Annotated in this window: 20 protein-coding genes; 6 read left to right on the forward strand and 14 right to left on the reverse strand. The window is 69.2% G+C overall.

Annotated features, from left to right (window positions below):
- Positions 1–31 precede the first annotated feature (31 nt).
- From PINTE_RS00515 to PINTE_RS22445, 11 genes are all read right to left on the reverse strand, one after another.
- Positions 32–262, reverse strand: a complete 231-nt coding sequence (locus PINTE_RS00515; protein ID WP_157086999.1) for a hypothetical protein — start codon at positions 260–262, stop codon at positions 32–34.
- Entirely contained in the window at positions 262–504 is a 243-nt protein-coding gene (locus tag PINTE_RS22425; RefSeq protein WP_157087000.1) for a hypothetical protein, read from the reverse strand. The genes PINTE_RS00515 and PINTE_RS22425 overlap by 1 nt, the downstream gene beginning before the upstream one ends.
- Positions 501–812: a hypothetical protein gene (locus PINTE_RS00520; protein WP_068424676.1), complete on the reverse strand. Its 312-nt coding sequence runs from the start codon at positions 810–812 to the stop codon at positions 501–503. Before PINTE_RS00520 ends, PINTE_RS22425 begins: the two co-directional genes overlap by 4 nt.
- 104 nt (positions 813–916) lie before the next feature.
- Positions 917–1,471 (reverse strand): hypothetical protein, encoded by a 555-nt coding sequence (locus PINTE_RS00525; protein WP_068424678.1) that lies wholly within the window; start codon positions 1,469–1,471, stop codon positions 917–919.
- Positions 1,468–2,046 carry a hypothetical protein gene (locus PINTE_RS00530; protein WP_068424681.1) on the reverse strand — a complete coding sequence of 193 codons (579 nt, stop codon included), beginning with the start codon at positions 2,044–2,046 and terminating at the stop codon, positions 1,468–1,470. Before PINTE_RS00530 ends, PINTE_RS00525 begins: the two co-directional genes overlap by 4 nt.
- A gap of 389 nt (positions 2,047–2,435) precedes the next feature.
- Positions 2,436–2,606: a hypothetical protein gene (locus PINTE_RS22430; protein WP_157087001.1), complete on the reverse strand. Its 171-nt coding sequence runs from the start codon at positions 2,604–2,606 to the stop codon at positions 2,436–2,438.
- Between the two features lie 143 nt (positions 2,607–2,749).
- The gene (locus PINTE_RS00535; protein ID WP_068424684.1) at positions 2,750–2,941 is read right to left on the reverse strand and encodes a hypothetical protein; all 192 of its coding nucleotides are present in this window, start codon (positions 2,939–2,941) and stop codon (positions 2,750–2,752) included.
- A gap of 404 nt (positions 2,942–3,345) precedes the next feature.
- Positions 3,346–3,759 carry a DUF8820 family protein gene (locus tag PINTE_RS00540; RefSeq protein WP_068424687.1) on the reverse strand — a complete coding sequence of 138 codons (414 nt, stop codon included), beginning with the start codon at positions 3,757–3,759 and terminating at the stop codon, positions 3,346–3,348.
- 32 nt (positions 3,760–3,791) lie between these two features.
- A complete protein-coding gene (locus PINTE_RS22435; protein WP_068424690.1) occupies positions 3,792–4,928 on the reverse strand; it encodes a DUF6745 domain-containing protein in 1,137 nt (378 codons plus the stop codon).
- Positions 4,929–5,677: 749 nt separating this feature from the next.
- The gene (locus PINTE_RS22440) at positions 5,678–5,923 is read right to left on the reverse strand and encodes a hypothetical protein (protein WP_157087002.1); all 246 of its coding nucleotides are present in this window, start codon (positions 5,921–5,923) and stop codon (positions 5,678–5,680) included.
- Positions 5,920–6,090, reverse strand: a complete 171-nt coding sequence (locus tag PINTE_RS22445) for a helix-turn-helix domain-containing protein (protein WP_157087003.1) — start codon at positions 6,088–6,090, stop codon at positions 5,920–5,922. Before PINTE_RS22445 ends, PINTE_RS22440 begins: the two co-directional genes overlap by 4 nt.
- 249 nt (positions 6,091–6,339) lie before the next feature.
- On the opposite strand from PINTE_RS22445, the gene PINTE_RS00550 reads away from it, so the two are divergent.
- From PINTE_RS00550 to PINTE_RS00555, 3 genes are all read left to right on the forward strand, one after another.
- Entirely contained in the window at positions 6,340–6,699 is a 360-nt protein-coding gene (locus tag PINTE_RS00550) for a helix-turn-helix domain-containing protein (RefSeq protein ID WP_068424691.1), read from the forward strand.
- A gap of 785 nt (positions 6,700–7,484) precedes the next feature.
- On the forward strand, positions 7,485–7,592 hold the full coding sequence (locus tag PINTE_RS24090) for an AbgT family transporter (protein ID WP_245642725.1): 108 nt from the start codon (positions 7,485–7,487) through the stop codon (positions 7,590–7,592).
- A gap of 211 nt (positions 7,593–7,803) precedes the next feature.
- Positions 7,804–8,205, forward strand: a complete 402-nt coding sequence (locus PINTE_RS00555; RefSeq protein WP_068424693.1) for a hypothetical protein — start codon at positions 7,804–7,806, stop codon at positions 8,203–8,205.
- 109 nt (positions 8,206–8,314) lie between these two features.
- On the opposite strand, the gene PINTE_RS00560 is transcribed toward PINTE_RS00555, so the two are convergent.
- Positions 8,315–8,500, reverse strand: a complete 186-nt coding sequence (locus PINTE_RS00560; protein ID WP_068424764.1) for a DUF5703 family protein — start codon at positions 8,498–8,500, stop codon at positions 8,315–8,317.
- A gap of 203 nt (positions 8,501–8,703) precedes the next feature.
- Here PINTE_RS00560 and PINTE_RS23625 point away from each other — a divergent pair, with 203 nt between their 5' ends.
- Together PINTE_RS23625 and PINTE_RS00570 are read left to right on the forward strand one after the other, a co-directional pair.
- On the forward strand, positions 8,704–9,108 hold the full coding sequence (locus tag PINTE_RS23625; protein WP_068424697.1) for a hypothetical protein: 405 nt from the start codon (positions 8,704–8,706) through the stop codon (positions 9,106–9,108).
- Between the two features lie 218 nt (positions 9,109–9,326).
- The gene (locus PINTE_RS00570) at positions 9,327–10,175 is read left to right on the forward strand and encodes an undecaprenyl-diphosphate phosphatase (RefSeq protein WP_068424699.1); all 849 of its coding nucleotides are present in this window, start codon (positions 9,327–9,329) and stop codon (positions 10,173–10,175) included.
- Between the two features lie 7 nt (positions 10,176–10,182).
- Here the strand turns inward: PINTE_RS00570 and corA are convergent, their stop codons facing one another.
- The gene (corA, locus tag PINTE_RS00575) at positions 10,183–11,157 is read right to left on the reverse strand and encodes a magnesium/cobalt transporter CorA (protein ID WP_068424702.1); all 975 of its coding nucleotides are present in this window, start codon (positions 11,155–11,157) and stop codon (positions 10,183–10,185) included.
- A 97-nt stretch (positions 11,158–11,254) separates the two neighbouring features.
- Between corA and PINTE_RS00580 the strand changes: the two genes are divergently transcribed.
- Positions 11,255–11,968 (forward strand): MSMEG_4193 family putative phosphomutase, encoded by a 714-nt coding sequence (locus PINTE_RS00580; RefSeq protein ID WP_068424705.1) that lies wholly within the window; start codon positions 11,255–11,257, stop codon positions 11,966–11,968.
- Between the two features lie 223 nt (positions 11,969–12,191).
- Here the strand turns inward: PINTE_RS00580 and PINTE_RS00585 are convergent, their stop codons facing one another.
- On the reverse strand, positions 12,192–13,874 hold the full coding sequence (locus PINTE_RS00585) for an alpha-amylase family protein (RefSeq protein WP_068424708.1): 1,683 nt from the start codon (positions 13,872–13,874) through the stop codon (positions 12,192–12,194).
- Positions 13,875–13,882 lie beyond the last annotated feature (8 nt).

Consider the following 13,882-nt stretch of genomic DNA (forward strand, 5'->3'; position numbering starts at 1 on the left):
ATTGCGGTGAGGATGAGCCAGGAGGTCCAGGTCATGACGCGCGCTCTTGGGTGATGTCGGTGGCGTTGGGCCACCGCTTGTAGGCGCAGGCTGCGCAGACGTGGTGTTCCCGTTCCTGGGTGTCGATGACGGTGGTGTCGGGTTCGGCGCCGCAGTGGGGGCAGGCTTCTCGGAAGCAGAGGTTCGCGACGGCCCACGCGAGGCCGCCGGTGACGGCGAGGAGGACGATCACGCCGATGCTGTAGCCGATGAGGTCGTTCATCAGAAGCACCTCCCACATGTGCAGTGGGTCTTGTTGGTGTCGAGGCATCTGGTGCTGGGGTCGTGCCAGGGGCCGCCGGGTTGCGCTTCGCACCACGGGCATCCGGGGACCGTCTTGCGGCGCAGGGGGGTGACGGTGGCCCATCGGGCGGGGCCGACGTGCCCTTCCGGGTCGACGGGCTCCCCGTCGGTGAAGCCGGGGTCGGCGTCATCCGGGTTCGGGAGGATGTACAGGGTGGTCATCGGTGGCTCCACGCGTACCGGGAGTCGGCGATGCACGCCTCCTGCCGTTCGATGCAGTCGGCGACGTGGTTGAGCCACTGAGTGGCGTCGGGCCAGGCGTCTCCGATTTGCCCGGCGAGGTCGCGGAGTTCGTCGGCGGTGTAGTCGTCGAGCCACAGCCAGTCCTCGTCGGGGTTGAGGATGGTGGCGATGAGGTCGGGGCGGCTGGTGGCCTGTCGGGCTGCGGTGGAGGTCGTGGCGCGGGCGGCCACGGTGTGGCGGGTCTTGGTGTCGAGGCCGCGGAGGTCGAGCTGGTCGGCGGTGTGCACGGGGTGGCTCCGTTCATGAGTTGAGGGGCGGTGCCTGTTCGGTAGGCGCCGCCCCTCACGGGTTTGGGTGCCCGGGGCCGTGGGTGGCCCCGGGCGGGTTGCTGCTAGTCGGTGTGCTGCTGTCGTTCGAGTCGTTCGAGGCGGGCGCGGAGTTCAGCGACTTCCTCGGCGGACCGGTCGACGGTCTGGGTGACGGCGGCGACGGACTGTTCGAGGCGCCGCTGTCTGATGTCGAGGCGCCGGTTGAAGTCCTCTTGCCGGGCGAACGCGACGGCCATGAGTTCGAAGCCGCGGCGGGTGTCGGGGTCGAGTCCGGCCATGTTGACGTTTACGACCTTCGATTTCCCGGCCTTGAGTGCGACCACGGATCGCCGCTGGTAGTTCTTCGCGAGGCGTGCGTGCTCGACTGCTTCAACGACCCGGTAGCCCTTGTTGGGGATGGCTTCGATGGCGTGTTTGTTGTCGACTTCGTTGCGGCGGGCGGCGTCGCGTACGGCGCCTTGGATCAGGCCGCGGTCTTTGAGGGGGTCGAGGTCGAGGAGTCCGGCGCATCGGTCGTATGTGAGGACGTCCCCGGGGCCGAGGGCCGCGAGGACGTCGTAGATGATGCGCCAGCGGGCGCGTTCGCCTTTCGGCTGGAACGGGGGTGCCAAGGTCACTCGGTGGTCCTTTCGAGTTCGGCGGTGAATCGGCCGTAGCGGGGTCGCCAGTCGCCGAGCCCGACGTAGGCTCCGGCCTGTTCGACGATCGCGGCGAGGGTGCGGAAGTCGAGGACGGATTCGTCGATGGTGCCTTCGGCGGAGGTGCGCCAGTCGGTGAACATGGGGCGGCAGCGGGAAACGCGGTTCTGCTGGTTGCGGACGGTGCGGATGAGTCGGAAGTTCTCGTCTTCCCAGAGGCCCTCGGCGGTGCGCGGGCCGTGGTAGGCGATGGGGTTGACGTCGGTCTCGATGAACAGGCCGCGTTTGACGTTCATGCCGTTCTTGGTGAGCTTCGCGGCGTCGAGGATCACGCGTTCGACGTTCTCGCCGGGGACGTAGGGGCCGACGTCGGGGTCGATGTATAGGCCGCCGAGGAACTCGGCGCGGGCGATGTCGATGAGGTCGTCGTCGGTTTTCTTCCGCTTCGCGGTGAGGGTCTTGAGTGCCTGGGTGGCGGGGTCGAGTGGGTTCGCGAGGCGGCCGTTGTGCATGAGCATCGGGGCCGTGCCGGTGATGGTGATTCGGAAACGCATGCTGTTCTCCTGTGTCGTTGTTGTCTCTGCCTTGTCTTGTCTTGCCCGCGTGTGTGGGGCGGCGTGGAGTCGAACCACGCGGTAGAACCGTCCGCCCCTATCCCTGCCACGCCACGCCCTGCCTTGCCGCGCCCCGCCCTGCCCCGCCTTGCCGGGCCGTGCCGAGCCGCGAGCGTGGGTTTCTCGGAGTCGAACCGAGACGGAGACCGTCAACCCTGGGCCGTGCTTCCATGCCTTGCCCGGCCATGCCATGCCCAGACCCGCCTCGCCCGGCCGTGCCAAGCCAGGCCGCGCCTGGCCTCGCCGAGCCACGCCTCGCCATGCCTCGCCGCGCCTGGCCGCGTGCGTGGGCGCTGGTGGAGTCGAACCACCAGGAATGACCGTCCGCCCTACAACGGCCTCGGGGGTGGGGTGATACCGGCGGCCCACATGCGTGCTTCGAGGTCGATGACCATGTGGGCGGCCCGGTCGGCCCAGTCGGGCCGCTGCCCCGCTGCGGCAGCCTGGCGGAGGCGGTGGATGAGGCGGCCGTGAACCGCGCGGGCCTTGTCGACGCTCACGACTCGACCTCCGCATTGTCGAGGTCCGGGTCGCCCGGGACGTAGACGGTGTACTTGGGCATTCGGTGCTCCTGTGTGGTGGTAGGAATGGCGTGTGGCCCGCCCCAAATCCGCTGGGGCGGGCCACACCATTCGGTCGTCGGTCAGTACCTCGGGCTGCGCCACAGCCCGAACGGGGCGGGCGCGCAGCCGCCCCAGCCCTGCGTGACCGCCGTCCCGTGGGAGGCGGGCGCGGGGGCCGCGACCGGGGCGGCGTTGGCGCCGACAGCGCCGAACGTGCCGATGCCGGCGGCGAGGGCAGCGGTCGCGAGGACCATGCGGATGGTGCGGGTCATACGGGTTCTCCTTCTCTCGGGGGGGGTGGGCGGCGGTAGCCGATCCCGCTCCTCGCCCCGGGATCACACCGGGTTCAGCTTCTGTTTCGATGCGGCCTCCGTACCGGTTCGCGTGCGGTACGGGGTCGGCTTACGCGATCTGCTGCGAGGAACCGCCGCGGTGCGGCGGTCAGCCGTGGGTTGGTCTCAGTCAGAACGTGCTCGCGTTGTCGAGACCAACCCGAGGTCGGCTGATGTTGTCGCGCAGACTGTGCCCCGCTGCGCGCCCGGGTCGCCTCCCACTGGCCTGGGGGCGGTGTCGGCTGCCCGATCCCTTCGGGCTCCGAGGATGTTGTTGGACCGCGCGTGTGGCGCATCAAGCGGCCGGGACGGGCTGGAGGCCCCGCGACCTGCCGCGCCGGGGATCAGTCGGCGACGTACGCCCATTCACCGGCGTACTCACGCTGGCGCCCGACACGGTACGTTCCGGGTGCGATCTCCAGGAACCCGTGCTCGGGATGCGCCAGGACCGCGGTCGACCCGTCGGGGACGGTGAGCGTCCCCAAGGTCAGGTCAGTCACGGACGACGCAGCGTGCGCGTCCCAGAAACACTCGCCGGACGGGTGGAGGGAGTGGGTGTTGCCGCCGGCCTCGCCGCGGACGACGTCGACGCGGGCGGGCAGCGGGGTCTTCGCGGGAGCGGTGGTCACCCGCAGGATCGACACATCACCCTGCGCGGCGGCGACGCTCACCACCGGGACGTCAGCGGACGGGTCGATGTGGTCGAGGACGGTGACGCCCGTCTGCGCGGTCATGGAGTTGATGGTGCTGGTGGACATTGTTTGTCCTTCTCTCGTCTCGGGGTTGGTGTTCAGCGGCGGACTTCGAGACGCCGGTACGCCTCGACAGGCCACCCGTACAGGTCGGCCGCGGCGGCGACAGGGTCGTCGTGGTGGGCGGGGACGGGCAGGCCGTAGCGGCGGCGCGCACCGTCCGGCTCTACGGACCCGTTGGTGCACAGCAGGATGCGCGCCTCGTCGTCGTACATATCCCGCAGGCGGTCGGGGAGGTCGTACAGCTCCAGTGTGTGAGGTGAGTTACCGGGGTCCGGGGCGGACGCGACGAGCTGCATCCCGGCCGCGTGAATGAACTGGTCCCAGCCTGTGAGTTCGATCGCGACCCGACGCACCTCCGCGTTGCCTTCGCTGAGGACGCGCTGCACGTCCCAACCGTCCTCGATGAGGTCGGCGGGGACACGGACACCGTGGACGGCGTAGACGCCCCATCCGTCGCGGTATCGCAGGGCCGGGCCGGTGGTGCAGTGCAGTCGGCCTTGCGGGTCACGGTGGAGTGTCTCGGGACGGTCCGTGAGGATGGCCGCGTCGCGCATGGGCCACCACCAGCCGGCGTTTCGCGCGACGAGCGACAGCCCTTCGACGTCGATGGTTACGCCGATCCGATGCAGCGCGTCGCACCAGCCGAGGAACCCCGCGTCATGCTGACCCCAGACGGCGCCGCCGACCTGGCCCCCGACCTGGCCCCGGACCTGGCCCCAGACCTGGCCCCCGACCTGGCCCCAGACCTGGTCCCCGACCTGGTCCCCGACCTGGTCCCCGACCTGGGCCCGGACCTGGGCCCGGACCTGGTCCCAGACCTGGCCCCGGACCTGGGCCCGGACCTGGTCCCAGACCTGGCCCCGGACCTGGGCCCGGACATGGCCCCAGACCTGGGGCCATACCTGGGCCCCGACCTGGGCCCGGACCTGGCCCCAGACCTGGTCCCGGACCTGGTCGGGGCGGAGCATGGCTGATCCGATGCACCCTGCTAGCGGGGAGTCGAGCCACACCATCACACGTGGAGGGGTGAGCCCGGCACGCCGATACGCTGCGCGGACCCCGTTCTCGGCCGCGGCCCGGTCAGCTGGCTCGGTGGACAGGCCGACAGCGAGCCACTCATCCCGCACCTTCTCCAACGTGGCCTCTTGCTCGGCCGTCAACTTTGCGATCACCGCTCGTCCCTTCTAAAAGGTCGACTAATCCCAGTGCCTCAGGTCCCCGTCGAGGGGTCTATCGCTGTGTCCCGCGCTGAGCGCCTGACGGACACGCGCCCTGAGGCCGACTTGCGTGCGGATGTGCCCCGCGCACGCTCGGGTCGCCCCCACTGGCCTGGGCGGCGGATTCGGCTACCCCGAAACCCTCGGGCTCACAGGTGAATCAAACGAACCCTCGGCTCCGAGGTCGGTCCTCGGTCTATCGCTCGGCACCGCGCTGCGCGCCTAGTGCCTGCACTCCGCTATGGGCTCCCACGACTAGTCACCCCGGTCGTGGTCGGGTTCGGAAACGGTCGCCCGCTGGTTCCTGGCAGTGAGTTGGTCCCTCCAGGCAGACGGGCTCTCGCCCGAGTCCTGGCCTTCACCACCGTCTGCTGCCGCCGTCCCGACGCTCGTGCTGTGCGGGTAGGGCGGGCTCGTATGTCGCGGTCGCCGTGTTCTATGGGGTGTTGTCAAGTGCTGCCGTGTGCTCGCGGCTCCATGTGCCCGAGGTGATCGAGCGGGGCCGGGCCTTGCTTGCGTGCGCTGGCCCGGCTTGAACGGGCTGCCGACCTGTTTTCGGGCAGCGCTGCATCACCGCGTGGCGGTGCTGCGAGTTGGTTGGTGTGCTGGTCCCGGCCCCGCGCTCATAGCTCGGGGGGAAGCCGCGCATACGGGACGCCAGGGGGGGCGACGCTCCGAAGGAGGCCGGGACCAGCGATCAGGGGTTAGGACGCTCGTCGGCGTCCGGCGCGGCCGAATCCGGAGATGTCGATCGGCTCACGGTGGCTCTGCTTGTGTTCCATCTGCTCTCGGCACGCCGGGGTGAACCAGCGCTTGTTGCCGACCTTCACGGACGGGATGCGGTTGTTGCGCATCTGCCGTCGGATCCAGTCGGCGTTAACTTCTTGGCCGGGTCTGGAAAGTTCGGTGGCGAGTTGCTCGGGTGAGAGCCAGTCGCTGATGCCGGTCATCGCTGCCGCCTCGACACGAGTTCGAGGGCGTGGGCGTGACGTCGGGTGATGTCTGCGGTGACGGTGGCCCGGTCCGCTTCGTAGGCGCGGAGGGTGTCTGCGCTGATCCCCATGGCGTCGGCGACGGAAGCGATCGACGCTTCCACGCTCTTGCGTGCGTATCGCATCGTTGCTCCCCTCGTAGCTTGCGCCGTGGTTGCGCTGTTTGCGCTTCCCATGAGCAGGACAGTACACCTCAACTCCGTTGCGGCGCAACAACGCTAGGAGGAATTGCGCCAGCAGCGTGTCGGGTCTGGAACGCTTAACAGGCCCCGGCCAGCTGTGTCAATAGCGCGCGTCACAGTGCAGAGCCGACCCCGACTAGCTGCGCTAGCCTGCCAGTGACCTGGGAAAACACCGACTGACAGGAACATCGAGTGGACCGCACCGACCAACTGCGCCAGATCGGGGCGCAGATCCGACGCGCACGAGAAGCCGCAGGGGAATCGCAGAAGGAAGCCGCCGCAGCCATGGGTGTGGCGTACAACACGCTGTCCCGGATCGAGCGGGGCCTGGAAGGCAACGCATCCCGCATGCACGCGGCCCTGGAGTACTACGGGCTGCAGCTCGTGACGCCGGCGCAGTCGGTGGAGGCCGAGTACGCCGCGGAGTACGCGGCGGCGTTCGTCGACCGGTTCCCGACGGCGGTGAGCCGGAAGGCGGCGTTGGGGCACCTGTTGGTCTCGATCAACCAGTTCGATGGGGCAACCGACGGCGCCGAGCCCGAGGGGGAGTAGCGCTGACCTGTGACGGCGGGAACCCCGGGGAGCGCTTGGCGGGCCGCCGTGTCGGACGTGCGCAGTAGGCTGACTGCGCGAAATCGACTGGCACGGAAGGGGAAGCCGACGGTGAGTGTGTGCGTGACCAGGGGCGAGGACTGGGTGGACAAATGCCGTGTAGCGCAGAGCCTGACGCCAGGACTGTGCGATCACGGGTGCCCGTTCGTGCCGGATGAGGTGACGCTTGAGCAGGGTGGCGGGCCGGACCCCGGGAACGGCGGAACACCTGTCCGGGAATCGCCCCGCTCGGTCGGGGCTGTTCGCGGGGCGCGGCGTGACGCGGGGCGCGGCCTGACGGAGTCTCCTCGTGTGGCCTAACAGTGGGGCGTCCCTGTGCCGATAGGTGGTCCCTGAGGGACCACGAAACCAGTCATTTCCGGGGTACGGTGGTCAAAACCCGATACCCGTGACACACCCTGACCAGCAGCAACGCGAACCGAGCACGACTGAGCGGGGGTTCAAGTCCCCCTCCGGACACCACAACTCACCCCAGCCCTCGCACCGACCGTCGATGCCGGCGGCAGCGCGGGTTCCCGGGCGTTCGGCCGCCCTGACCGAGGTTTCAGGGAGCTGAACTCGTTGGCCGGGACGAACTTGACTCACACACTCGCCGCCGCAGCTGGCAGCCACGCCTCTGACCTGCGGCGATGCGGCCACCGCCCGACGCCCAGGCCGAGTATGTATGCCAACTTCGTCTTCGATGCGACGGATGCGTCGAACGCCCTCGTGCGCGCACGTCGCACGTGAGCCCGTCGATCGCCTACCTCGTGTCGTGGACGATCCTGCTCGTCGTGTGGATGCTCTTCGGGGTGCCGCTCGGGCCGAACAGCCCCATCGAATACACCCCCTGACGCAGCCGGCCGCGGCGGGCTCGACCAGGCCGTTTTCACGAGTCGCGCAGCCTCGGTCCAGGAAGGAATCGACGGGTGCGCCCCGGAGACCGTGAGGAGCGGTGCGGGTCAGCGAAGCCCGGGTGCACAGCCGGGTCGCACCGGTCTTCGCGTGACATATTCGCGGATTGTGGCCGGGACCGCGGGCCTCCTTGCCGCCTATGCTCGGGGCATGAATCGTAACCACGCACTCGCCGCCGCTGCCCTGCTCGTGCCCGGTCTGCTCGCCGGCTGTAGCTCGCTCGGATCGGCCAACCCCAGCCCCGGCGAGACCACGACCGTCACCGTGACCGCCACCCCCACCGAGGCAGCCCTCTCGCAGGAGTGCAACGCCGCGCTCGACCAGGCCGACGCGGCCGTCGGCGCCGACAGCGCCCTCATGCAGGACGTGCCCCAGGCGATCACCGCGATGCAGCAGGCCGCCGCGGCCGCCACCCGGATGGACCTCAACGGCGTGGCCGAGCAGACGCGGGCGCTGGAGCAGATCGACCTGCAGACCAAGGCCACCGCCGCTCAGCAGGCGGCCACCGAGTACCAGCAGGCGGTCGAGAAGTGCCGCCAGCTGCGCAACTGAGCATCCCCGCGCCCTACCGGTCGACTGAGCCACATCGAGTGACTCCTGGCTGAGTCCGATCGGGCAGCGCACCCGCACGGCCTGAGTCCGTCCACGCGTGGTCGACGGCTCAGGCCGTGCGGCGTACCCGGATGATCTTGCGGCGCAACAACGCGCGTCGCGCGCCACCGAAGTACAGACGCATCCGGAACAACTCCCACTGCTCGTATTCGGCGTGCTCCGCCAGAACGCGCCGCGCCTCGGACCGCGACACGTCGCGGTTGAACGTCACCGTGCGGTACTCGTACTCGACCATCGCGACCATTGTCGGCCATCGACACCGCCTCGTGCGAGACCCGTCGCGACCCGCGGCCGCACCATCGACACCCCGCCGACACCTCGCCCCCGACCCGACCGCGACGCACGCGCGACACCGCGCGTTCACCCGCCGTACAGCACGAGCCGACGCGTCTCAATCCCGGTACCGGCAAGGGCCTTCGACAAGGTACGTTCGTCTACATGAGTGTCGACCCTCGAGCCGCCCTGGCTACCTTCGTCTCCGCTCTCGAGCGTCATCTCGAGGCGGCTTCCGCGCGCCGCGGCGAGAACGACCCCGCGGTCGTCGCCGCCTACCAGGACGTGGCCGAGGCATTCGACCGCTACGAGGACGCCCTCATGGACGCCTACGAAGAGGTCACCCCGCTGGAGATCTACAGCGAGGACGACGATGACGACGATGAGGACGACGACTTCGACGAGGATGACGACGACGAGGACGACGAGGACGACGAGGACGACGAGGACGAGGACTTCGACGACGAGGACGACGACGGCGAACCGTACGTCGGGCTCGACGACGAGGAGTTCGACCGCGACGAGGGCCAGGGCCCCGCGCCGCGCCGCCCCGGCCGGCCTCACTCGTAACGGTCCTGCTCCCTGCGCCGCGCTCGGCACGCCCGGGCGCGGCGTTCGGTTGCCGGCCCCCTCGTCGGCAATAAGGCGCTCCCACACCGTGATTTAGCCCACCGCGCCGCGTGGGCTTCAGGGCTCCTACAGGATCGCGCACTAGTGTTTCGCAACGGCGCGTCGCGCAGGCGACGCGCCTTTGTCACGCACCGGCACAACCAGTCGAAGGGGCGAGCGTGTACCTGTCCTACCTGGACGCCATCATCCTCGGCATCGTCGAGGGGCTCACCGAATACCTCCCGGTCTCCTCGACCGGCCACCTGACGATCACCGAGAAGCTGCTCGGGCTGCAGATCGACAACCCCACGGTGACCGGCTACACCGCGACGATCCAGATCGGCGCGATCGCGGCCACGCTGCTGTACTTCTGGAAGGACATCACCCGGCTCTTCCGCGCCTGGATCGCCGGCCTGCGCGACGCCGGCGCCCGCGGGCAGGACTACACGCTCGCGTGGGCGGTCATCGTCGGATCCCTGCCGGTCGGCATCGTCGGGTTCTTCGGGCGCACGATCATCGAGGGGCCGCTGCGCTCTTTGTGGGTCGTCGCCGGCGCGCTCATCGCCTGGAGCGCCGTCATGTGGGTCGCCGAGATCGTCTACGACCGCACGGTGCGCGCCGGCCGTGAGCGCGAGGAGACCGACGTGACGGTCCGCGACGGCGTGATCCTCGGTCTCGTGCAGTGTTTCTCGCTCGTGCCCGGGGTGTCTCGGTCGGGCGCCACGATCTCCGCCGGGCTGCTGGCCGGCATCAACCGGGTCGTCGCAACCCGGCTTTCGTTCTTCCTCGCGATTCCCGCGCTCACCGCCGCGGGTTTGTTCGGCCTGAAGGACGTCGACACGACGATCATCGGCTGGGGGCCGATGGCCGTCGGCCTGCTCGTCTCGTTCGTCGTCGCCTACGCCTCGATCGCGTGGCTGCTGCGGTTCGTGGCGAGCAACTCGCTGCGCGCGTTCATCTACTACCGGATCGCCCTGGGCCTCGTGCTCATCGGGGCGCTGGGCACCGGTCTCCTGACCGCCACGTGAGGGGCCGTCACAGCCAGCCCGAGCGGCGGAAGAGGTAGTACAGCAACAGCACGACCGCGCCCATCACCCCGAGTGAGATGAAGTAGCCGTACTCCCAGTGCAGTTCGGGCATGAAGTCGAAGTTCTGCCCGTAGATGCCGGCGATCATCGTCGGCACGGCGGCCATCGCGACCCAGGCGGAGATTTTGCGCATGTCGTCGTTCTGGCGCAACGCGACCTGCGACAGGTAGGCCGACAGCACGTCCGAGAGCAGCCGGTCGTACGCCTCCGCGTGCTCGACGACCTGCAGCAGGTGGTCGAGCACGTCGCCGAAGAACGGCCGCAGCTTCTTCGGGACGTGGGCGCTCTCGTCGCCGTTGACCAGGCGCTTCAGCGGCATGACCAGCGGCACCGCGCCCCGCTTGAACTCCAGCACCTCGCGCTTGAGCTTGTAGATCTCCTGCCCGAGGTCGCGGCCCTCACCGGCGAAGACCGCCTCCTCGATGTCGGCCAGGTCGTCGGCGAGCTCGAGGTCGATCTCGCGGTAGGTGTCGACGACGTGGTCGAGCACCCCGTGCAGCACCGACACCGGGCCGAACCGCAGCAGCTCGGGGCGCTGCTCGAGCCGGGCCCGCACGTCCGCGAGCGGGTTGACCTCGCTGCGACGCACGGTGAGTACGAACTGGTCACCGACGAACAGCATGAGTTCGCCGGTCTCGACGTCGCTGGTCTCGTCGATGTAGTGCAGGGTTTTCAGCACGACGAACATCGACTCGTCGTAGAAGTCCACCTTGGGGCGTTGGTTGCCCTTGACGGCATCCTCGACGGCCAGCGGGTGCAGCCGCAGTTCGTCGTTGATCTCGGCGAACTCGGCGTCCGCCGGATCCTTCACACCGATCCACAGGAAGCCCTGGCCGCGCTCGCGCAGCGCCTCGAGTTCGTCGCTGGGGTCGGCGCAGGCCACGCGCCGACCGTCGAGGTAGACGGCCTTGTCGACGATCACGACTGCTATGTCACCACACAGGAGGCCGTGGCGGTGCGGCACGTCCGCCGACGCGCGCGGGTCCGCGTGCCGACGTACGGGTGCGTACAGTGGAGCGGTGCCGACCTGCCTGCTCGTGCGCCACGGACGTACCGCCGCCAACGCCTCCGGCACCCTCGCCGGCTGGACGCCGGGCGTCCACCTCGATGAGCACGGCGAGGCGGCGGCGCACGAGCTCGGGCTCCGCCTGGCTGACCTGCCGATCGCATTCATCGCGACAAGCCCCCTCGAACGATGCCGCCGCACCGCGGAACTCGTGGGGCAGGGCCGGGCGCCGCTGGAGGTCGTCGAGGACCTGGGGGAGTGCCGCTACGGGGCGTGGACGGGCCGGCCCTTGAGCGAGCTCGCCAAGGAGCCGCTGTGGCGGGTCGTGCAGGACCAGCCGAGCGCGGCGGTCTTCCCCGAGGGCGACGACTATCCGGCGGAGAGCATCGCGGCGATGTCGGCGCGGGCGGTGGCGGCGGTGCGCCGTCTCGACGCGCAGGTGGCCGCCGAGCACGGCGAGCACGCCCTGTGGATGGCGGTTTCGCACGGCGACGTGATCAAGGCGATCCTCGCGGACGCGGCCGGGTCGCACCTGGACCAGTTCCAGCGGTTCGTCGCCGGGCCCGCCTCCCTGTCGGTGGTGCGGTACACGCCGGGGCGGCCGTTCGTCGAGCGCGTCAACGACACCGGCGCCGACCTCAGCCGCCTAGCGCCCCCGCCGAAGCAGGTTTCCTCAGAGACCGACGAGCCGCACCCCGGCGACGCAGCAGTAGGCGGCGGCGTCTGAGCCCGAGTGACGCCCGCAAAGGTGACGCGCGCAGACAAAGGAGCGTGGCGGGCGGTGGGCCCTAAGGGAGGCTGGCTGGGTCTGGCGGGAGCCCGACCGGAGCGCTAGCGCAGGTCGGGCGGATGGTCGCCGACCGCAGGGCCCACCGCCCGCCACGCGGCCCGACGGGGGACAAGCGACGGGACAAACGACGGGGGCACAAACGACTGAAGCCCTGCGAAGGTCACCAGAGCCGATGGTCGCCGGGCTGCTGAACGCGCAGCCACCGGAAGCCGTAGCCGTCGAGGGTCAGCTCGATGCGGCCGTCGTCCATGGACAGGCGCTCGTCGCCGAAGACGTCGACGAGGGTGGTGCCCGGCTCGACGTCCGTCAGGGTGAACTCGACCCGTCGGCCTCCGGCGTCGAAATTGTGCACGGCGACGACCCGATGGTCCTCCCAGCGGGAGCTGTGCACGAGCACGGCGTGGTCGGGCTGGTCGACGACTTCGAAGGTGCCCCAGCCTAGTTCGGGGTGCTGGCGGTAGCGGAAGATGAGCCGGCGGATGAAGGAGAGCATGGAGTCGGGGTCGGAGCGTTGGTCGGCGACGTTGACGTGCTCGGGGCTGAACCCGTCGGTGGGCAGGGGCGCGACGAGTTTGTCGGGGGGTGCGTCGGAAAAGCCGCCGTCGGGCTCTGAGGTCCATTGCATGGGGGTGCGCACGGCCATGCGGCCGGACTCGGCGAGGTTCTCGCCCATGCCGATCTCTTCGCCGTAGAAGAGGGACGGGGTGCCGGGGAGGCTGAAGAGGAGGCTGTAGGCCATGCGGATGCGGCGGGGGTCGCCTTCCATCATCGAGGGGACCCGTCGTTTGAGTCCGCGGCCGAAGACTTGCATGTCGGGCTCCGGGCCGAAGGCGGCGAAGACTTCCTCGCGCTGTTTGTCGGTGAGTTTGTCGAGGGTGAGTTCGTCGTGGTTGCGCAGGAAGTTGGCCCACTGGCTTTCGGGGCCGAGGGGGAAGGAGCCGCGCTGGGTGAGGGCTTTGACGAGGGGGCGGGCGTCGTGGCGGGCGAGGGAGAGGTACAGCGACTGCATGCCGATGAAGTCGAATTGCATGGTCAGGCCGTCGCCGCGGTCGCCGCCGAAGTAGGTGTGCTGCTGCTTGTAGGGGATGTTGACCTCGCCGAGGAGGATGCCGTCTCCGGTGCGGCGTCCGAGGAAGGAGGTGATCTCGCGCAGGAAGTCCTGGGGGTCGCCGAGTTGTCTCTTCTCGGCGGCGGTGTAGCCGGTGGTCTCGAGGATGAAGGGGACGGCGTCGACGCGGAAGCCGTCGATGCCCATCTGGGTCCAGAATCCGACGATCTTGAAGATCTCGTCGCGGACTTTGGGGTTGGCGATGTTGAGGTCGGGTTGGAATTTGTAGAAGTTGTGCAGGTACCACTGGCCGGTGGTCTGGTCTTTCTCCCAGATGGAGTCTTCGGCGTCGGGGAAGACGACTTTGTCGGAGGTGTCGGGCGGGGTGGTGTCGCGCCAGACGTACCAGTCGCGGTAGGGGTTGTCGACGCTCTTGCGGGCCTCTTTGAACCAGGGGTGTTCGTCGGAGGTGTGGTTGATGACGAGGTCGGCGATGACGCGGATGCCGCGGTCGTGGGCGGTGCGGATGACTTCGACCATGTCGCCGAGGGTGCCGAGGCGCGGGTCGACGTTGTAGAAGTCGGTGATGTCGTAGCCGTCGTCGCGGTCGGGGCTGGGGTAGAAGGGCATGAGCCACAGCACGGTGATGCCGAGTTCGGCGAGGTAGTGGATGCGCTGGGCGAGGCCGGGCAGGTCGCCGATGCCGTCGTTGTTGCTGTCGGCGAAGGTCTCGACGTCGATGCTGTAGACGACGGCGTTCTTCCACCAGCGGTCGGACGTGTCGGTGATGCGCATGGGCTCCT

The organism is Piscicoccus intestinalis NBRC 104926, from assembly GCF_001515525.1.
GTDB classification, from domain to species: Bacteria; Actinomycetota; Actinomycetes; order Actinomycetales; family Dermatophilaceae; genus Kineosphaera; species Kineosphaera intestinalis.